The organism is Kocuria rosea, from assembly GCF_023715525.1.
GTDB classification, from domain to species: domain Bacteria; phylum Actinomycetota; class Actinomycetes; order Actinomycetales; family Micrococcaceae; genus Kocuria; species Kocuria rosea_A.
The window spans coordinates 48,652-68,222 of the sequence record NZ_JAMBOG010000020.1; the positions used below are offsets into that span (position 1 = coordinate 48,652).

Here is a 19,571-nt window from a genome sequence, read left to right on the forward strand (position 1 = left end):
AGTTTGTTCTATAATGGAACACGCGGTTCTTTTATCGAACTCTTGGGGGCGATCATATACGTTGAGTGACCGCCCTCACAAGGCCCCGCGACGCCGCTCACGCTACGGTCCGGGGAGAGCCTGCTCGCCCCGGGCCACGACCTGCCCGGCCTCCGGTGCCGCTCCGCGGCCCGGCCCGGGGAACCCCCTCCGACCGCCCACAGAAAGGGGCCACGGTGAACGCTCAGGGACATCCTCCCGCCCAGGTGCCGGCGAGCAGGACGTCGGCCGCGCAGTCGACCGGGAGCGAGCACGGCCGGGCCGCCGCGCCGGTACCGCTCTCCCAGACCCTCTCCCGGGGGGTGCGCATGCTCGAACTGGTGGTCTCGGCGCAAGAGCCGCCCACGATCGCCGACGTGGCCGCGCAGCTCGGCGTGCACCGGTCGATCGCCTACCGGATGCTGCGCACCCTGGAGAGCCACGGCCTGCTGACCCGGGACTCCACCGGCCGGCTGATCGGCGCACCCGGGCTGGCGGTGCTCGCGCGGGGGGTGCAGCAGGACCTCCAGTCGGCGTCCCTGCCGGAACTGACCGCACTGGCCAACGAGCTGCAGATGAGCGCCTTCGTCGCGGTCTGGGGCCAGGAGGAGTGCATCACGCTGGTGACGGTGGAGCCCTCTCGCGGCCACGCCGTCACCCAGCGTCCGGGCACGCGCCACCCGCTGGACCGCGGCGCCCCCGGGCTCGCCGTGCAGGCGGGCATGGACCCGGACGAGCTCACCGAGCTGATGGGCGGCGTCCGCCCCCGCGCGGAGGTGGAGCAGACCCGGCAACGCGGATTCGCCGTGAGCAGCAACGAGGTGCTGGACGGGGTCTCGTCCGTGGCCGTTCCCCTCCGCGTTCCCGGCCACCTGCCGGCAGCGCTGGCCGTCGTCTACGCCACCCGCCAGCTCGACGTCGAGGCGCTGAGCCAGCGGCTGACGCACAGCGCGGGGCTGATCGCCGCCCGCCTCGGGCAGCGATCAGCCCCGTCGGATCAGTAGGACCCGCGCGGTCCCGTGCCCGGTCCCTGCTCCTCTCCTGCCGGAGCGCACCATGCGTCGGCCAGTGCCTCGGTCCCGCGGGCCAGCAGCGCGACGTCGGCGCCCACGTTGACGAAGTCGGCGCCGGCGTCGAGATAGTCCTGGGCCTGGGACGGCGCGAATGCGTTGACTCCCACGAACTTCCCCGCCTGCCGCACGGCGGCGATGACGTCCTTGACGGCGGCCACCACGTCGGGGTGGCCCTGCTGGCCGATCAGGCCCATGGAGGCGGCGAGGTCCGAGGGACCGACGAAGACGCCGTCCACCCCGCCCACCGCGGCGATCTGCGCGGTCGCCTCGACCGCGGCTGCGCTCTCGATCTGCACCACCAGGGTGACCAGATCGGCGGCGCGGGTGAGGTACCCGGGGACCCGGTTCCACCGGGCCGACCGCGCGAGCGCCGAGCCCACCCCGCGCACCCCGCGCGGCGGGTAGTGCACGGCGCGCACGGCGGCCTCGGCGTCGGCGGCGCTGTTGACCATGGGCACCACCAGGGACTGCGCGCCGAGGTCCAGGTACTGCTTGACCAGCACCTCGTCCAGTCCGGGGAGCCGGACCACCGGGATCGAGCCGTAGCCGGCCATGGCTCGCAGCTGGGCCTGGATGGTCTCCAGGCCCAGCGGTGAGTGCTCGGCGTCGATCAGCAGGTAGTCCAGGCCGGCCGAGGCGCAGATCTCGGTCACGGTGGGATCTCCCGAGCTGACGAACATGCCGGCCGCCGGTCGCCCGCTGCGCTCCGCGCAGGCGGCCTCGGTGAACAGGTCCTTGAGGCTCGGCTGGGCCTCTAGACGAATCGGCATGTGATGGTCCCCAGTTCCCCGTAGTCGGCGTAGACGGTGTCCCCGGCGTGGACCCACATGGGCCGGGTGAAGGACCCGGCGAGGATGATCTCCCCGGCCTCCAGGCGGTCCCCGTGGCCGGCGATCCGGTTGGCCAGCCAGTGCACCCCGTTGGCGGGGTGGTTGAGCACCCCGGAGGCCACCCCGGTCTCGACGATCTCCTGGTTGCGCCACAGCGCCCCGGCGACCCAGCGCAGGTCGACGGCGTCCGGGGCGACCGGGCGACCGCCGATCACCATGGAGCCGAGCGCGGCGTTGTCCGAGATGGTGTCGGTGATGGTGCGGCCCTCCATCTCGATGCGCGAGTCCAGCACCTCGAGGGCCGGCACCACGTACTCGGTGGCGCGCAGCACGTCGAAGAGGGTCACGCCGGGGCCGGCGAGGTCCTCCTTCAGGACGAAGGCCAGTTCCATCTCGATGCGCGGGTGGGTGTACCTCGCCCACTCGTAGACGTGGCCGGACTCGACCACCTGGTCGTCGAAGATCACCCCGTAGTCCGGCTCGTCGATGCCGGTGGCGTCCTGCATGGCCTTGGAGGTCAGCCCGATCTTGTGCCCGGCTTTGGTGCGGCCGGCCCCCTCCTGCCGCTGCGCCCAGATCCGCTGCACCGCGTAGGAGTCCTCGATCTGCATCTGCGGGTACCGCTTGGTCAGCCGCGGCACCGGCGTACGGTCCAGTCCGGCCTGGTGCAGCTCATCGGCGATCTTCACATGGGTCTCGTGGTCCAGCATCGTCGCAGTCCCCGCTCAGAGCTGGTGTCCGAGCTTGAAGCCCTTGGCGGCCTCGCCCTGGTAGCTGCCCGAGTCGTCACCGGCGCGGGTGTAGGAGAACCCGTCGGCGCCGATGGTCACCTCCATCTCGGAGTCGTGGGTGCGGGCCACGACCTCCTGCGGGTTGCCGTCCAGGTCCAGGACCAGAGAGGCCTCGGTGTACCAGGACGGGACGACCGGGTTGCCCCACCAGTCGCGGCGCTGGTTGTCGTGCACGTCCCAGGTGACGACCGGGTTGTCCGGGTCACCGGTGTAGTAGTCCTGGGTGTAGATCTCGATCCGGTGGCCGTCCGGGTCGAGGATGTACAGGTAGAACGCGTTGGAGACCCCGTGGCGGCCCGGTCCGCGCTCGATGCGGTCGGAGATGCGCAGGGCGCCCATCTTGTCGCAGATCGCCAGGATGTTGTGCTTCTCGTGGGTGGCGAAGGCGACGTGGTGCATGCGCGGGCCGTCGCCGCCGGTCATGGCGGTGTCGTGCACGGTCGGCTTGCGGCGCATCCAGGCGGCGTAGACGGTGCCCTCGTCGTCCTGGATGTCCTCGGTGACGCGGAAGCCCAGGTCCTGCATGAACTTCGTGGCGCGCGGCACGTCCGGGGTGACCTGGTTGAAGTGGTCCAGGCGGACCAGGGAACCGGGGGTGTACAGGTCGTAGCGCCAGGCCAGTCGCTCGACGTGCTCGACGTCGTGGAAGAACTCGTAGGGGAAGCCCAGCGGGTCCTCGACGCGCACCGAGTCGCCGATGCCCTTGGTGAAGCCCTCCGGACGGCGCTCCACACGGCAGCCGAGCTCCTCGTAGAAGGCCACGGCCTTGTCCAGGTCCTCGGGTGTGCGCACGCGGTAGGAGAAGGCGGCGACGGCGGCCACGGGGCCCTTCCGGAGCACGAGGTTGTGGTGGATGAACTCCTCCAGGGACCTCAGGTAGACGGCGTTCTCGTCCTCCTCGGTCACGGTCAGCCCCAGCACGTCCACGTAGAACTCCCGCGAACGCTCCAGATCGGTGACCACGAGCTCCATGTAGGCGCAGCGCAGGATGTCCGGCGCGGGGGCCTGCGGGGTCGGGACGGGGTTGTCGGAATGGATCGGGGCTTCCTGGGAGACGTAGAAGCCGGAGGACGTCATCGTCCGGTCGTCGAGGTGGGTCATGGTGCTGTCCTTTGTGATGAGGGGTGGGTGTCGGCAGGCGCGCAGGGTCAGGCCTGGAGCTCCTCGGCGGCCTGCTCCTGGCGGCCGAAGACCGGGTTGTGGACCTCGCCCAGGTTGATGTGCACGGCCTGCTGGTCGGTGTAGAAGTCGATCGAGCGGTAGCCGCCCTCGTGGCCCAGGCCCGAGGCCTTCACACCGCCGAAGGGGGTGCGCAGGTCGCGGACGTTGTTGGAGTTCAGCCACACCATGCCGGCCTCGACGTTCTGGGCGAAGTTGTGGGACCGCTTCAGGTCGTTCGTCCAGATGTAGGCGGCCAGGCCGTACCTGGTGTTGTTGGCCAGCTCCAGCGCCTCCTCGTCCGTGTCGAACGGGGTGATGGCCACGACCGGGCCGAAGATCTCCTCCTGGAAGATCCGGGCGTCCGGGGCGACGTCGGCGAAGACGGTCGGCCGGATGAAGTTGCCCTCCGGGAACTCCTCGGGACGGCCGCCGCCGGCGGTCAGACGGGCCTCGCCCTTGCCGATCTCCACGTAGGACATGACCTTCTCGAAGTGCTCGGGGTGCACCAGGGCACCGACCTCGGTGCTCTCCTCGTGCGGCAGGCCGACCCGCACGCGCTCGGCCTGGGCGGAGTAGCGCTCCACGAACTCGTCGTAGATGCCGCGCTGGACCAGGATGCGCGAGCCGGCGGTGCAGCGTTCGCCGTTGAGGGAGAAGACGCCGAAGATCGTCGCGTCGATCGCGGCGTCCAGGTCGGCGTCGTCGAAGACGACGGCGGGGGACTTCCCGCCCAGTTCCATGGACAGCCCCTTCAGGTACGGCGCGGCGTTGCCGAAGATGATCTGGCCGGTGCGGGACTCGCCGGTGAAGGAGATCAGCGGCACGTCCGGGTGCCTGACCAGGGAGTCGCCGGCGAAGCCTTCCTCGCCGTAGCCGTGGACGACGTTGAACACGCCCTTCGGCAGGCCGGCCTCTTCGAAGATGCTCGGCCACAGGGACGCGGACAGCGGGGTGAACTCGGCCGGCTTGAGCACCACGGTGTTGCCGGTGGCGAGCGCCGGGCCCAGCTTCCAGGACTCCAGCATGAAGGGGGTGTTCCACGGGGTGATGAGCCCGGCCACCCCGATCGGCTTGCGGTTGACGTAGTTCACCTGGCGTCCGGGCACCTTGTAGGTGTCGTCGGCCTGGGCGACGATCAGGTCGGCGAAGAACCGGAAGTTCTCGGCGGCGCGCCGGGCCTGGCCGCGGGCCTGGGCGATCGGCAGGCCGGTGTCGAAGCACTCCATCTCGGCCAGATCCTGGCCACGGGACTCCACGATGTCGGCGACCTTGTGCAGCACCCGGGAGCGTTCGCGCGGGAGCATGCCCGGCCACGGGCCGTTCTGGAAGGCGTCCTTGGCAGCGGCGACGGCGGCGCCGATGTCGGCGACCTTGCCGGAGGCGGCTTTGAGGTAGGGCTGGTTGGTGACCGGGTCCAGCACGTCGAAGGTGTCACCGTCGATCGAGTTGACGTGCTCACCGTTGATGTAGTGCTGAATCTTTCCCGGCAGGTTGGCCGGGACCCAGCGCTGTGCGTTGTCGGGGGTGGTCTCGGTGCTCATGGTGTGTCCTTTCGGCGTGCAGCGTCGTGAGGTGTGGTCCGTGATGCCAGATAGGCGTCGAGCGTGTTGAGGCGGTGTTGCCGCGCGGCGGCCTCGACGGCTTCGAAGGAGGCGCCCTGGGCGATGAGGTCCAGCAGGTGCTCGTGCTCGTCCACGGAGGCACGGGCCCGGCCGGGGACGTAGGCGAAGGTGGAGGAGCGCAGGGCGGCCAGCCGGTTCCAGCCGCGGTGCACCAGGTCGAGGATGTGTGCGTTCTGGTGGTGCTCGTAGAGCGTGGAGTGGAACTGCTTGTTCAGCGTGGTGAACTGCACCGGGTCGAACTCCTCCAGCACCCGGCGCATCTGATCGTTGATCCCACGGGCCCGCTGCAGGTCGGCTTCGGTGACCAGCGGCGCGCACTGGGCGGTGGAGAATCCCTCGACCAGGGCCAGGGTCTCCATGGTGTTCCGGTACTCCACGGGGTCGATGCCCACCACGGTGGCACCGACATTGCGCTCATAGGCCACCAGGCCGTCCTGTTGGAGCATTCGCACGGCCTCGCGCACCGGCACCACGGACATCTTCAGCTCGGCGGCCAGCTGGGCCAGCACCAGGCGGCTGCCAGGCGCGAAACGGCCCTGCTGGATCCCCTCGAGGATGGCCTGGTAGGCCATTTCCGCCTTGGACAGGATGACCTCGGCGCTCATGGGGTGTCCTGTCCGGTGCGCGACTGCTGGTGCTCCTGGTACTTGCGCTTCCATTCGGCGTTGGGCGGGAACAGTCCGTCCACCGGGTGGCCTGCGGCCACCTGGTCATACACCCAGGCGTCCTGCTGTTCCTGCTCCCAGGCGTCGGCGATCACCTCGGTCAACATCTGGGGAGGGACGACCACGACGCCGTCGTCGTCACCGATGACGATGTCGCCCGGCTGGACGGTGGTCCCGCCGCAGGCCACCGTGCCGCCGACCTCCCAGGGGATGTGGCGGCGGCCCAGCACGGCCGGGTGGACGCCGTTGGAGTAGACCTGGATGCCGACCTCGGCGACAGCGGCACTGTCCCGCACGCCGCCGTCGGTGATCACCGCGTTGGCGCCTCGCACCTTGGCGCGCAGGGCGAGGACGTCGCCGAGGGTGCCGGTTCCCTTCTCACCGCGGGCCTCCATGACCACCACGTCGTCCGGCTGCACCGTGTCCATGGCGCGCTTCTGGGCGTTGAACCCGCCGCCGAAGGCCTTGAACAGGTCTTCCCGGTTGGGCACGTAGCGCAGTGTCTTGGCGTAGCCGAGGATGCGGCGGCCGGGATGGGTGGGCCGCACGCCGTCGATCGTGGCGTTGTCGATCCCCCGCTTGCGCAGCTGCGCGGTGATGGTGGCCACGGCCGTCTCGTTGATCTTCGCGGTGAGCTCCTCGGTGAGCAGGCTGCGGTCGGGGGCCGGGGAGTCGGGCACATAGTGGTACGGCTCCGTGTCCGCTGCGGCCGGCGGCAGTCCGGCGGCCTCGCGCGATCCCCAGGCCTCCTCCCGCTGTGTGTCGTCCACCTGCGGGCCGTGCCCGTAGGGCGCCATCGGCTCCTCGCCGGCCACCACGCGGGTGACCAGCCGGCCGCTGGAGGGAGCGCCGGGCGCCTCGGGCGCGTCCACCTCGACCTCGACGACGTCGCCCGGCTGGGCCACGGAGGAGCCGGCCGGGGTGCCCGTCAGGATGACGTCGCCCTCCTCCAGCGTCATGAGCTGGGACAGGTCCGCCACGAGCTGGCCGAAGGGGAAGACCAGCGCCTCGGTGGTGTCGTCCTGGACGAGGTTCCCGTTGACCCAGGTCCGGATGCGCAGCGCGGCCGGATCGATCCCGGCGGCCGGGATGAGGTTCGGGCCCAGCGGGGTGTAGCCGTCCCCGGACTTGTTCTTGACGTTGGAGCCCTTGTCGGCGTGGCGCAGGTCGTACAGGCCCCAGTCGTTGGCGGCGGTGATGCCCGAGACCTTGGACCAGCCCTCCTCCGGGCGCACGCGGCGGCACGTCTGACCGATGACCAGGGCGATCTCCCCTTCGTAGGCCAGCAGCTCGGTGCCGGCCGGGCGTTCGATCGTGTCCCCGGTCCGGGCGATGGAGGTTCCGGCCTTGAGGAAGTAGCCGGGGAACTTCGGAGAGCGGCCCCGCTGGGCGATGCGGGAGGGATAGTTCAGGTGCAGGGCGATGACCTTTCCGGGGCGGTTCGCCCGATCGGTGAAGTCAATGGCCCCGGTGGCCCCGGGAGGGGCCGGTGTCGTCTCTGCCATGCCGTCCTGCCTTCGTGGTCTTCGGAGGTGACCCGGGTCGTACACCTCCAACGGTGTGGCCCGGATCTCATGAGCAGGATCGTATCTGATACGAAGTGCTTCGCGCCACCCCTGCGGGATTCCTTTGAGGGGCGCGCATGCGTATGGCTTCGGAAGCAGGGATGCGCGTTGTCGCTGCAGGCTCCGGGGAGATCACGGCGAGGTGCGCGCGTTGCACGCCGCCGTGAAGGTGGACGGGATCCGCCTGCCGTGGATCCGGCGGCCATGGCAGAAGACCTGTTCCGGGGGAGTTCACCAGCACCGCCCAGACCTGTGCCGCACTCGAGCGGCTCTACGTCCACGAAGACGTCTACGACGCCGCGTGCGAGGCGCTGACCGAGGTGTCCGCGAAGGTGCCGATGGGCGGGCGTGGGGCGGGACGAGAACAACGTCATGGGCCCGCTGCAGAACCAGGCCCAGTACGACGTCGTGGCCGACCTGGTGGAGCAGGCCTGGGCCGGTGGCGGACGCGTGCTGCTCGGCGGCAACCCCGAGACCGGGAAGCCGGGGTACTCCTTCCCGGCGACCCTGGTGGCCGAATCGGACGATGACAACCCGCTGGTGGCCGAGGAGCAGTTCCGCCCCGCCTGCCCCTCATCAAGTACTCGGACATCGACGAGGTGATCGCGATGGCCAACGCCCTGGAGGTCGGCCTGGGTGCCTCGGCGTGGTCCGCCAACCCGGAGAAGGCCCGCGAGGTCGCCGCCCGCATCCGGGCCGGCACGGTGTGGATCAACAAGCACGAAGCCGTGGACCCCCGCGTCCCCTTCGGCGGGACCGAGCAGTCCGGCTACGGCCCGGAGTTCGGCGTGGAGGGCCCCAAGCACCCACTCGAGCGGCGCCGACCCCTAAGGGGGAGCCGGCGCCGCTTTCGTACTCACCCATCTGAAGGCATGCGCTCCCCGCAGGTGAACTTCTCGCCGCCCGCCCACGTCCAGGACGACGGGGTCACGGATGACGCACCAGGGGCGACGGGAGGTCTTCGGGTCTGACCCACCCACGATGAGAACGAACAATCAGGGACGGCGCCGGGGCAGGATGAATCCGTTGAGTGTGCAGGCACGCCCACTCTTCGCGGGGACATGCTCGCTCGAATACTGGCCACGGGCAGTCCTCGGGTCCGTCGGCAGAGGGTCGCCCTGGACATCCCGGGGTCCCGTGCCACCTGGGTGGTCGGCCCCCCCGCCCTCGATCGGCCGGACGGCGCTGCGGATCTGGGAGTCGATGAAGGTCTAGCGCCGTCCGCCGAGGTCCTTGCCGGCAGCTCTCCGTTCGGCGACCGAGTCGGTGATGCGTTCACGTCCGCTGTTCGACTTCATTTGGGCCAGGGCGGCCATGACCTCGAAGACCACCGGGGTGGCGGTGTCCACGTCTCCCCCACCCGGTTCAGCACCCGCCCCCCGCTCCGTAGTTGCTGGGCGAAGGCCAGCATGTTCCGCGTCGACGGATCCGCCTCCGGACCTGCACGACCAACTGATGTGGTGTCTGGGCAGCGCCATGACACGACACGACGCCCTGACAACAATGCCCCTCCCCTGATGGTTGCGCAGCTGCCGTGGCATCGTGTGCCGCCGGCTCCTCCCTCCGCTGGTCGGCGTCCGTGGTCTCCGCCTCTCTGCCGGCACAGCTCGTCAGGCACGGGGTCCGGAACGAACCACTCGACACGACGACCACGACGAGACCCGGGCATGGCGGCCACCGGGGTGAGGCTTGGTGATCGCTGGCTTCAGGGGGCGGACAAGGCTTCTTCAGCGCTGGGCTAGGGGGTAAGCACCCGGACCATGCCGGTCAGCTCCAGGAGCATCCGCACCGCCGGGCTCTCGTTGGCGATCCGCAGGTCACCGCCAGCCCGCCGGGCCAGTTCCAGGGACCCGATCAGCGCCCCCGGCCCCGAGAAGTCCATGATCTCTGTGGCTCCCAGATCCCAGCACACGCCGGGCCCCGTCGCTCAGGGCCTTGGCCGCGGTCTCGCGCCGCTGGATGCCGTCAACCCGGTCAGGGCGCGGCGCTGACCCCGGGGAACGGCTGAGGGTGCCCGTCCGGTGGACGGGCACCCTCAGCGGGTCAGGGCCTGGACTCAGTGCTTGTGGCCGTTGCCCTTGCCGTGGCCCTTGTCCTTGTCGTGGCCGTGGTCCTTGTCCTCGTCCTGCTCGAAGTAGACCTTGACCCACTTCTTGTCGACCGTCTTGACGGTCTTGTCGGTCTTGTCGGTGTACTTGGCGTCGCGGTAGTAGTTGTCCCACTTGCCGCCGTCGGCCTTGTCCTTGGCGATGGAGGCGGCCTTCTTCAGGCTGACGTCCTCGTACTCCTTGACCTTCCACTTGCCGTGGTGGCGGTACTTGACCTTGACGTCGACCTCGCCGTTCTTGGTCTCGTCGTCGCGGTCACGGTCCTTGCCCTTGCCGCGGTCCTTGCCGTGGTCCTTGTCGTGGCTGTAGCCGCCGTTGTCGTCGCCCTTGTTGTCCCCCGCGAACGCCGGAGCGGAGGCCCCGCCCGTCACGAGCAGACCGGCCAGAGCGGCCCCGGCCAGTGTCTTGTGCAGCGTGTCCATCTGTATTCCCCCTCAATAGATTACGAGACTTCCCGATAGCGAAGCCAGTGGCCTCAGAGTAGGCGATAGCAAACCGCGCGCACAAGCAAATTTCCCATGTGTTAACCCAGCAGTTTTTACGGTCGGGAACACAGTGAGGTCCTGTTCTCCAAGCGCTGGCCCGCAGGAGCCTTCCCTGCTCCTTCCCCCAGTCAGCGCGCGGTCGGCGGCGCGGTCGCCGAAACGACCTTATTGTCACAAGAGCAAATCAGGGCCGCACCGAATTTACGAAGGTGATCCCGAGTATGTTTCCTGGACGCGGACAACCCTCCATGTATTTGACACTATTTACTTTTACAAAAGGGCTGGAGACTTGGAAGTTATCGGGCACCCTCGACAGGACCTCCCGGGGGCGTGAGAAAAGCCGGGCCATGGGGTCCGGCTTTTCTCACACACGTGAATGGGGATACACGTGGAATGAGTGTGACAGGTTTTAGTCACCTGCTCCACGGTCCGGGGAAATCTTCCCCACCCCTTTGCCCGTGGTCCCAGTGCCACGCTCCGTGCGAGGCACCCGCGCACTCGGGCTCATACCTTCGCCGGGGGCAGCTCTTGGAGGCACCGGCAGAGGAGGCCAGAGACATGCCGAGCTCCCGGGCCACCTGGGTCACCGGCTCTCCCGCCTCGGTCAGCCGCAGCGCGTAGCGCATCTGGCAGTCCGTGAACGTCGGACGCCGCCCGCCGGAGCCCTTGCCGGTGACTCTGCGCTGAGCCACCGAATCGGTGATGCGTTCACGTGCACAGCACGATCGTCAGACCGGCCAGCAGGACCGAGATCTGCGCCAGCATCAGCCGCACTGTCAGCGGGCCCCCGGACACGAGGCGGCCCGTGGTGGTCATCGCCCGGTCCCCATCCGGTAGCCGATGCCGCGGATGGTGTGGATGAACCGCGGGCTGGCGGCCTCGTCGCCGAGCTTCTTGCGGATCCGCCCGATGTGCACATCCACCAGGTGGGCGTCCCCGGACCAGTGCGCGTCCCAGACCATCTCCACCAGTTGCCGGCGGGAGAGCACCAGCTGCGGGTGGGCGGCCAGGGCGGCCAGCAGGTCGAACTCGATCCGCGTCAGCTCCACCGCCTTCCCGCCCACACGGACCTGTCGGGCGGCCTCGTCCACCACCAGCTCCCCGATCACCCGGGCCCGGACCGCCGGATCGGACCCGGCCGCGGGCTCGTCGGGACGGGCGCGGCCGCGGGAGCGGCGCAGCATCGCCTGGACCCGGGCCACGAGCTCGCGCGGGCTGAACGGTGTGGTCACGTAGTCGTCCGCGGCCACGGCCTCGCTCTCCTCGTGCCGCACGACCACCTCCAGACCGGCCTTGCGCAGGTACCCTCGATCAACCGCGCCACATCGATCTCCTCGTCAACCACCGGGGCCCGACCGGTCAGGGACACGACCATGGTGGCTCCTGGGTCCAGGACCGGCCCGCTGGCCGAAGAACCCCACGGACCGGTCGGAAGCCCGGTTGCCGAAGGGTCCGGCAGCCGGTGTCGATGATGATCTGGCGAATCTGCCGCGCCGAGTGCCTCCCCACCGGGGAGTCCGCCCGCTGCGGCAGGCACGGCCCGGGAGAGTCCGCCTCGATCGGTGCTCACTGCTGGTAGAGCCAGTGGTTGCGGTGGGGGCGGTGGAGCACGGTGCGGCGGGCGGTGCCCACACTCGTGCTGACCACCCGTTCCAGCGGTCCCTGGCCCAGTGCTCGTTGCCAGGCGAGGGCGCACCAGGCCGCCGCCCCCAGATGGAGGACGACCCAGGTGTAGGGCAGGCCGTGGCCGACCCCGAGGGACACCGCCACCAGGTGGGCGGTGTACAGGGTCAGGGCCATCGCACCCATCGCCGACAGCGGCGACAACCACGCCCCGGACTTCCTGCCGATCAGCAGGCAGGCCCCCAGCACCAGCAGTCCCACGCCCAGGCCGGCGGCGATCGCCAACGAGGTGTCGGTGGGCAACGAACCCGGCCCCCGCACCAGCGCCTCCCCGAGCTCGTCCTGGCTCATCCCCCCGGTCTGGGGCAAACGGCCGTACCCGCCGAAGGCGGAGTCCACGACGGAGGGGGCGGCCCCGGCGAAGACCACCAGTCCTGCGCCCACCACCAGCAGGCGGATCTGGACCGCCTGCTCGCGCAGGTGCACCCGCCCCACGCCCAGTCCGACCAGCAGATAGACCAGGTACGGCAGGACCGGGTAGGCGCCGGTCAGCAGCAGCTGGCAGATCGTCCCACCCGGCTCGCCCACCACATCGGCGACCGTCCGGGAGGAGACGTGGACGGGGAGGACCTCCGCCAGGGCCTGCACCAGCAGCGGACCCACGAGCCAGAAGACCGCCGCGCAGGTCAACAGCGCCGCCGCGGACAGGTGCAGGAACGGGATCGCCAGCAGCAACAACACCCCGTAGGAGAACAAGAGGCTGTCCACCGGGCCGTCCTGGGGCATCACCGTACCGATCCCCAGGCCCACCACGGTGATGAGCACCGCCCGCACGGCCACCCCCACCCGGTCGGCGGCCAGCCACCTGCCGGTGTGCGGGAACCGCCCCCCCGCAGGACAGCGCCAGCCCCACCCCGGCCAGCAAGGTGAGCAGCGCCGCCGAGTTCCCCGACAAGAACAGGGACGATCCGGTCGGCTCCTGGGTCACGTCGCCGCGGCCGGGCAGGACGTGCACGGCCATCAGCCCGATCAGCGCCAGCCCACGGGCCGCGTCAACACCCACCGACCGCCTGGAGGACCTGCGGGCACCACCCGCAGCACCCGCCAGGTCGGATCCTTCCGTTCTGGGTCTCCAACTCATGACTCCCCCGGTGCGCCAGGCTCCCCCGGCACCCCCAGGATCCCGGCCACGAGCCGTATCTGCGGCCCCGGCACCTCCGGGACCGTCCTGTCCCCAGGGTCCGTGCCGCACCTTGCGCTCCCGTTGAGCAATCCTCAAGATCCCATGAAGTCCTGCGAGCCACACCGTGCACGCGAGGGGATCGCCTGCCGCACCCGTCCAGCACTCTGCGGTCGCCGGACGGAGGAACCCACGCCTCGCCCAATTCATCGACAACCGTTCGCTCAAATGGTTGTCGGCATGGTGAGGTCCCGAATCCGCCGGTAGAGGGGACCTCTTGACATTCCCAGGTCGCGGACGACCTGGGTGGCCGGCGATCCGCCGTTCGGCCCACCGGGTCGGTGGTCCACTCCCGCTCGATTTCCAGCTCCATCTGCGTCGAGGTCGCCATGACGGTGAAGACCATGGACCCCCTCGGGGTTCAGACCTCTCGGACACGCGCCCTGCTGTGCAGTTCCTCGACGAGGGTGAGCAGGTTCTGCGTCGAGCCTCTCAGCCCGTCCAGCGTGGTGACGACCACTGCGACAGCGCCAACCACACCTGGCTCTCAAGGCCATCCATGTGGCTGACAACCATCACTGCGACTACGGCACCACCGCCGACCTCACCACGCACTGCCTGCATGAGGCCTTCTCACCACCTTTACCCGGGATGTCGTAGTGGCCCACTAACACGACACGCCAGGAGCGCCATGGTGGTGCTCCCCGACCTCGCGGAGCACTCAACCCGACGGCGCGAACGACCCGCTGACCAGCGACCTGCAGACCCTACTGGTTGTGTCCGGGCGTTGGGGCGAGGTGATGGCCCGCCGGCGCGCCGAACAGCAGCGCCGGTGGGAGCTTGAGGAACGGTACGAGGCCCAGCGGATGGGTGTCGCACGGGTGCTGCGAACGGGGTGAGTCTCCCGCCTACGGTGCGTGACAGGGGTTGGGCGAGGACGGTGATGCTATGCGGCGACAGCCGGTTGCTGGTCGGCGAGGTGCGCCAAGTGCTCCTTGGTCTGGCGCACGAAGGCCCGGAGGTTGGCGGAGCGGGCGTCGCGGCGCCAGGTGAGCCAGGTTTCCACGTTCCCCAGCTCGCCTTCGATGGGGTGGCAGGTGACGCGGTTGCCGCCGGGCAGGGTCTCGTAGAGGCTGCGCGGCATCATGCAGATCCCGGCCCCGGCGGCCACGCACGCGAGCATGCTGTAGTAGGAGGAGATCTCCACGACCCGGCCCGGGGTGATGCTGCTCTGCTCCATCCATTCCTCGAACCGCTGCCGGTAGGAGCACACGGTGCCGAAGACGAAGGCCGTGGGGTTGGAAGCCCGGAATCCCTCGTCGATGATCTCCACCGATTCGGGGGTGAGGATGACCAGGTCCTCGGTGAAGGCCCGCAGGCCCGTGAGCACCGGAGAGGCCGGCGCCCCGTCGGTGAAGACGGCGTTGACCTGCCCACTGAGCAAGTGGTCGAAGAGCATGCCGGAAGCCCCGGCTGCCAGTTCGAGATCCACCGCCGGGTACTTGAGGTGAAACTCGGCCAGCAGGGACGGGATCCGCACCGCCGAGGTGCTCTCCAGGGCCCCGATGCGGAACCGGCCGCGGGGCTGTTCGCCGGTGGCCAGGGACTTGGCCTCCCCGGCGATGTCGATCAGCCGTCGGGCGTATTCCAGGAACGCCTCCCCGTCGGCCGAGAGAGTGACCTGCCGCTTGTCGCGCAGCAGCAGGTCCATGCCCAGCTCCTTCTCCAGGAGCCGAATGCGGGTGGACACATTCGAAGGAGCCCGCAGCAGCTTCTCGGCGGCGGCGGTGATCCCGCCGTGCTCAGCCACGGCCACGAACATTTCCAGTTGGACGAACTCCATCGTTCTCTTTCCCAGAAGTTTAGGTTCCGAAACTGCTTGTTCGCAGCAGAATGACACCCCCCTAACCTTTTATCAAGAGGTCGCTGGCACAGGACGAGACAGATGTGAACCGATGAGAGCAAGAGATCAACCACACCCAGCAACCACCTTCCTCACAGCGACCGGGGGTCGGATCCACCTCTAGGCCACACCAGCGGCACGACGTGGTGGAGGCCCCGCCGTCGCCGGTTCGGGCCGGCCGGACGGACGGGAGCCCTCCCGTCCACCGGCTGACCCCCGTGTGGACGTTGCCTCTCATCGTGCCTGTGAGGGCAGCGGACCACCTCGCGCACTTTCCCTGACCCGGCCCCGGAAAGGACCGTAATCGTGACTGTCCAAGCATCTGCGACGGCGACGTCGCGCAACCCCGCCACCGGCGAGGTGATCGCCACCTACCCCTTCGTCGGCGCCGAGGACCTCAACGGCGTCCTGGACCGGGTGCAGGCTGGGTTCGAGCAGTGGAGCCGGACCAGCCCTGCCACGCGGTGTGAGGTCCTGGCTCGGATGGCGGATCTGATGCGACGTGATCTCGAGCAGCTGGCCGCGATGATCACCGCCGAGATGGGCAAGCCCGTCACCCAGTCGAGGGCAGAGGTGGAGAAGGCGGCCCGGGTGATGTCCTGGTACGCCGAGAACGGGGCGGACATCCTCGCCGACACCCCCACCCGGATCGGTCCCGAGGCCCACGTGTCCTACCTGCCCCTGGGGCCGGTGCTGGCGGTGGAGCCGTGGAACTTCCCCGTGTGGCAGGTGATGCGCGGAGGCATCACGATCCTGCTCGGCGGTAACGCCTACGTGCTCAAGCCCGCCCCCAACGTGGTCGGCTGCGGTGTGGCGATCGAGGGCTTGTGGCGGGAAGCCGGGCTGCCGGAGGGAGCCTTCAGCGTCCTCAACGCCGACAACGACGTAGTGTCGGCGACGATTGCGGATCCGCGGATCGCAGCCGTGACCGTCACCGGCAGCGTGGGGGCCGGGGCGGCCATCGCCTCCCAGGCGGGGCGGGTCGTCAAGCGCAGCGTCCTGGAGCTGGGTGGGTCAGACGCCTTCATCGTCCTGGCGGATGCGGATGTGGAGGAGGCCGTGGAGGCGGCGGTCCATGGCCGGTTCCAGAACAGCGGCCAGATCTGCATTGCGGCCAAGCGCATCATCCTCCACCGGGAGATCGCCCAGGAGTTCACGGACCGCTTCGTGGCCAAGGTTGAGAGTCTGACGGTGGGCGATCCCACGGAGGAGAGCACCTACATCGGGCCCATCGCCCGCGAGGACATCCGCCAGAAGATTCACGCCCAGGTCCAGCGCACCCTCGCCGAGGGCGCTGAGTTACTGGTGGGCGGGGAGCTGATCGAGGGGCCGGGCAGCTTCTACTCACCCACCGTGCTGGCCGGGGTCACCGCCTCGATGACATCCTTCCGTGAGGAGATCTTCGGCCCGGTCGCCTCCCTGGTCCTCGCCGAGGACCTGGAGGACGCGATCGTCAAGGCCAACGACTCCCAGTTCGGGCTCTCCGCCAGCCTGTGGACCGCCGATGCCGACCTGGCCTCGGCGGTGGCCCGGCGCCTACAGGTGGGCGGGGTGTTCATCAACGGCATCGCCGTCTCCGATCCGCGGATTCCCATCGGTGGGGTGAAGAACAGCGGCTATGGCCGGGAACTGTCCCACTTCGGGGTCCACGAGTTCACCAACATCCAAGCCGTCTGGAACCGCGGCGGCACCGACGAAGGAGTGGCAGATTGAACCAGGAACTGTTTGAGAAGGGTCTGGCCACCCGCCGGGAGGTCCTCGGCGACGCCTACGTCCAACGCAGCCTCGATGGGGCCGATGCGTTCTCGATGCCGATGCAGGAGCTGGTCACCCAGTACTGCTGGGGCGATGTGTGGAACCGCCCGGGCCTGGAGCGCGCCCAGCGCAGCCTGATCAACCTGGCCATGATCTCCGCCCTGAACCGCCCGCACGAGCTGAAGGTCCACGTGCGCGGGGCGATCCGCAACGGGGTGACCAAGGAGCAGATCCAGGAGGTCTTCCTCCAGGTCGCCGTCTACTGCGGGGTCCCGGCCGCCCTGGAGAGCTTCCGGCTGGCCCGGGAGGTTTTCACCGAGATGGACGCCGAAGCAGCGACGGCCACGGAGGCCCAGGCATGAGCACCATCGGGTTCATCGGCCTGGGCAACATGGGCTTCCCCATGGCGGGGCGCCTGGCCGCAGCCGGCCACGAGCTGATCGTCCACGATGCCAGCACCGAGGCGGTGGAGAAGTTCCTCACCACCCACCCCACCGCCGCAGCCACCGCGGGATGGCGGAACGCCGATGTGATCATCACGATGCTGCCCACCTCCGCGATCGTCGAGGCGGCCCTGCTGCAGGACCAGGTCGTGGCGGCGGCCTCGCTGAACACCCTGTTCATCGACATGTCCTCGGCCGAGCCCACCCGCTCCCAGCAGCTGGGCGCCGTCCTGGAGGAGAAGGGCATGCGCTACGTCGACGCCCCGGTTTCCGGCGGTGTGCGCGGGGCGGTCAACGGCCAGCTGGCCATCATGGCCGGCGGGGCAGTCCCGGACCTGCACGAGGCGATGCCGCTCTTCAAGGTGATGGGCAGGTCCACCATCCACGTCGGCGCCCCCGGGTCCGGGCACGCAGCCAAGGCGCTGAACAACCTCGTCTCGGCGGCCTCGGTGGCCGTGACCGTCGAAGCCCTGCACATCGGGGAACGCTTCGGGATCGACCCGCAGACCCTCACCGACGTGCTCAATGCCTCGTCCGGGCGCAGCAACACCTCCGAGAACAAGGTCGCCCAGTTCATGCTCTCGGGCACCTTCGCCTCCGGGTTCCCCATCGGACTGATGACCAAGGACGTGAACATCGCCCTGGCCCTGGCCGAGGAACTGGGCGTAGCGGCCGAACTGAGCCACCACTGCGCCGACCTGTGGCGCCAGACCGTCGAGAAGGGCTTCGGGCCCGAGGACCACACGAAGATGTACGCCATTCTCGACCGTACCGACCACACCCGTACTCACGCCCCGGACAGCAGGACGACACTGGTCGACTGAGCCCCACCGCACCAGGTACGGGCACCCCTTGACCCTGTTGCCGGCTCTGCCCGCACGGGCGGGCGACGCCGGCGACGGACCCACACCAGCCCTACCGCCGACCCGGACCCCCGGCCCAGCAATCACCGACACGCCACCGATCTTGGAGGAACACCATGACCACCTCGCCGCTCATGGGCCGCCTGGCCTTCATGGCCGAACCCCGCGTGCTCGAGTACGCCGAGTACCCCGTCCCGGAGCCTGCACCCAGCGAACTCGTCATGGAGATCACCCGCGCCAACGTCTGCGGGTCCGAGCTGCACATCTGGAACGGCCGCCACCCCGTGAAAAAGCGCGGCGGACTGGGTCACGAAATGGTCGGGCAGGTCTCCTCCCTCGGGCCCGGCAAGGCCACCGACAGCCGCGGCGACCTGCTCAGCGTCGGAGACCGCGTGGTGTGCACCTACTTCCAGACCTGTGAGCAGTGCCAGCGCTGCGCCGACGGACAGCGCAACCTCTGCGACAACGCCTACCAGTTCTTCGGCCGGCAGCCCGAGGAATACCCTCACTTCCACGCCGCCTTCGCCACCCACTACGTCATCCACCCCCGCCAGCACGTCTACAAGGTCCCGGACACGATCCCCGACTCCGTGGCCGCCAGTGCCAACTGCGCGCTGTCCCAGGTCATGTTCGGACTGGACTCCATCGGCCTGCAGTACGGAGAGACGCTGCTGATTCAAGGCGCCGGGGGCCTCGGGCTCAACGCCGCGGCCCTGGCCAAGACCCGTGGTGCCCATGTCATCGTCATCGACGCAGTCGCCTCCCGACTGGAGCAGGCCCAGCGCTTCGGGGCCGACGACGTCGTGGACCTCACCGAGATCCCCGACCTCGAGGACCGTGTGGCCCACATCAAGGAGCTCACCGGTGGCCGTGGACCTGATGTGGCGGTGGAGGTCACCGGGGTCCCGGCCGCCTTCAGCGAAGGCCTCCAGCAGCTGCGTCGCGGTGGGCGCTACCTGGTGATGGGCAACCTCTCCCCCGGGTCCACGGTTCCCTTCGATCCCGGCTACGTCACCCGCAAGGCTCTGACCATCAAGCACGTGGACCGCTATGACGGCCGCTACCTGGCCAAGGCTTTGGACTTCCTGGCCCGCAACCTCAACACCTACGCCTTCGATCGCCTCGTCGACGCCGAGTTCAGCCTCGACGACCTCGGAACGGCCCTGGAGAAGTCCATGGCGCGCGAAGTCACCCGCGCCGCCATCGTTCTCGGAACCGCTGCGCCCTGATCCGACCACTCCGTCGGCCCCCAGCCGCCGGCCGCCACCGCCCCTCCCACCGTCTCATTCCGACCACCGTCCTTCCGGAACGGAGCCTTCCATGGCCATCACCGCCTCCATGACCCCCGAGCAGGTGCGTCGCCGCACCCTGTACTCGGGCACCATCGGCGCCATCGTCGAGTGGTACGAATACACCGTCTACGCCACCGCCGCCGCCCTGGTCTTCGGGCCGCTGTTCTTCCCCGCCATGGCCCCGGGCATCGGGC

Annotated in this window: 17 protein-coding genes and 1 pseudogene; 6 read left to right on the forward strand and 12 right to left on the reverse strand. The window is 69.2% G+C overall.

Translation table 11 applies throughout. The annotated features are described in order from the left end of the window. Window positions 1–215: 215 nt before the first annotated feature. Window positions 216–1,022, forward strand: coding sequence for an IclR family transcriptional regulator (locus tag M3185_RS13435; RefSeq protein ID WP_251334184.1), 807 nt, complete (start codon window positions 216–218; stop codon window positions 1,020–1,022). Here the strand turns inward: M3185_RS13435 and M3185_RS13440 are convergent. From M3185_RS13440 to M3185_RS13465, 6 genes are read right to left on the reverse strand one after another with little or no spacing between them, the layout of a single operon-like run. Beyond that, on the reverse strand, window positions 1,016–1,861 hold the full coding sequence (locus M3185_RS13440) for an HpcH/HpaI aldolase family protein (RefSeq protein WP_285859888.1): 846 nt from the start codon (window positions 1,859–1,861) through the stop codon (window positions 1,016–1,018). The genes M3185_RS13435 and M3185_RS13440 overlap by 7 nt on opposite strands. After that, on the reverse strand, window positions 1,846–2,631 hold the full coding sequence (locus tag M3185_RS13445) for a 2-keto-4-pentenoate hydratase (protein WP_251334185.1): 786 nt from the start codon (window positions 2,629–2,631) through the stop codon (window positions 1,846–1,848). Before M3185_RS13445 ends, M3185_RS13440 begins: the two co-directional genes overlap by 16 nt. Window positions 2,632–2,646: 15 nt before the next feature. Beyond that, window positions 2,647–3,813, reverse strand: a complete 1,167-nt coding sequence (hpaD, locus tag M3185_RS13450; protein WP_251334186.1) for a 3,4-dihydroxyphenylacetate 2,3-dioxygenase — start codon at window positions 3,811–3,813, stop codon at window positions 2,647–2,649. 47 nt (window positions 3,814–3,860) lie between these two features. Then, a complete protein-coding gene (gene hpaE / locus M3185_RS13455) occupies window positions 3,861–5,414 on the reverse strand; it encodes a 5-carboxymethyl-2-hydroxymuconate semialdehyde dehydrogenase (protein ID WP_251334187.1) in 1,554 nt (517 codons plus the stop codon). Next, window positions 5,411–6,100, reverse strand: coding sequence for a GntR family transcriptional regulator (locus tag M3185_RS13460; protein ID WP_251334188.1), 690 nt, complete (start codon window positions 6,098–6,100; stop codon window positions 5,411–5,413). Before M3185_RS13460 ends, hpaE begins: the two co-directional genes overlap by 4 nt. Then, on the reverse strand, window positions 6,097–7,665 hold the full coding sequence (locus tag M3185_RS13465; RefSeq protein ID WP_251334189.1) for a fumarylacetoacetate hydrolase family protein: 1,569 nt from the start codon (window positions 7,663–7,665) through the stop codon (window positions 6,097–6,099). Before M3185_RS13465 ends, M3185_RS13460 begins: the two co-directional genes overlap by 4 nt. Window positions 7,666–7,893: 228 nt before the next feature. Between M3185_RS13465 and M3185_RS13470 the strand changes: the two are divergent. Continuing rightward, window positions 7,894–8,528, forward strand: a pseudogene (locus tag M3185_RS13470) (aldehyde dehydrogenase family protein); the annotation flags it as partial. 408 nt (window positions 8,529–8,936) lie between these two features. On the opposite strand, the gene M3185_RS17435 reads toward M3185_RS13470, so the two are convergent. The 6 genes from M3185_RS17435 to M3185_RS13500 all read right to left on the reverse strand — a co-directional run bounded on the left by M3185_RS17435 (window position 8,937) and on the right by M3185_RS13500 (window position 14,964). Further along, window positions 8,937–9,074, reverse strand: coding sequence for a hypothetical protein (locus M3185_RS17435; protein ID WP_308222213.1), 138 nt, complete (start codon window positions 9,072–9,074; stop codon window positions 8,937–8,939). Between the two features lie 389 nt (window positions 9,075–9,463). Next, window positions 9,464–9,607 carry an STAS domain-containing protein gene (locus tag M3185_RS13480; RefSeq protein ID WP_251334190.1) on the reverse strand — a complete coding sequence of 48 codons (144 nt, stop codon included), beginning with the start codon at window positions 9,605–9,607 and terminating at the stop codon, window positions 9,464–9,466. 174 nt (window positions 9,608–9,781) lie between these two features. Continuing rightward, entirely contained in the window at window positions 9,782–10,255 is a 474-nt protein-coding gene (locus M3185_RS13485) for a hypothetical protein (RefSeq protein WP_251334191.1), read from the reverse strand. 875 nt (window positions 10,256–11,130) lie between these two features. Then, window positions 11,131–11,592, reverse strand: coding sequence for a winged helix-turn-helix domain-containing protein (locus M3185_RS13490; protein ID WP_251334192.1), 462 nt, complete (start codon window positions 11,590–11,592; stop codon window positions 11,131–11,133). 292 nt (window positions 11,593–11,884) lie between these two features. After that, on the reverse strand, window positions 11,885–12,781 hold the full coding sequence (locus M3185_RS13495) for a hypothetical protein (RefSeq protein ID WP_251334193.1): 897 nt from the start codon (window positions 12,779–12,781) through the stop codon (window positions 11,885–11,887). 1,286 nt (window positions 12,782–14,067) lie between these two features. Continuing rightward, the gene (locus tag M3185_RS13500; RefSeq protein ID WP_251334194.1) at window positions 14,068–14,964 is read right to left on the reverse strand and encodes a LysR family transcriptional regulator; all 897 of its coding nucleotides are present in this window, start codon (window positions 14,962–14,964) and stop codon (window positions 14,068–14,070) included. A 366-nt stretch (window positions 14,965–15,330) separates the two neighbouring features. Between M3185_RS13500 and M3185_RS13505 the strand changes: the two genes are divergently transcribed. The 4 genes from M3185_RS13505 (at window position 15,331) to M3185_RS13520 (ending at window position 19,314) form a co-directional block, all read left to right on the forward strand. Then, window positions 15,331–16,737 (forward strand): NAD-dependent succinate-semialdehyde dehydrogenase, encoded by a 1,407-nt coding sequence (locus M3185_RS13505; protein ID WP_251334195.1) that lies wholly within the window; start codon window positions 15,331–15,333, stop codon window positions 16,735–16,737. Further along, window positions 16,734–17,141 carry a 4-carboxymuconolactone decarboxylase gene (gene pcaC, locus M3185_RS13510; protein WP_251334196.1) on the forward strand — a complete coding sequence of 136 codons (408 nt, stop codon included), beginning with the start codon at window positions 16,734–16,736 and terminating at the stop codon, window positions 17,139–17,141. The genes M3185_RS13505 and pcaC overlap by 4 nt, the downstream gene beginning before the upstream one ends. Continuing rightward, window positions 17,138–18,046 carry an NAD(P)-dependent oxidoreductase gene (locus M3185_RS13515; protein WP_251334197.1) on the forward strand — a complete coding sequence of 303 codons (909 nt, stop codon included), beginning with the start codon at window positions 17,138–17,140 and terminating at the stop codon, window positions 18,044–18,046. Before pcaC ends, M3185_RS13515 begins: the two co-directional genes overlap by 4 nt. A gap of 155 nt (window positions 18,047–18,201) precedes the next feature. Further along, window positions 18,202–19,314 (forward strand): zinc-binding dehydrogenase, encoded by a 1,113-nt coding sequence (locus M3185_RS13520; protein WP_251334198.1) that lies wholly within the window; start codon window positions 18,202–18,204, stop codon window positions 19,312–19,314. The last annotated feature ends 257 nt before the right edge of the window (window positions 19,315–19,571 follow it).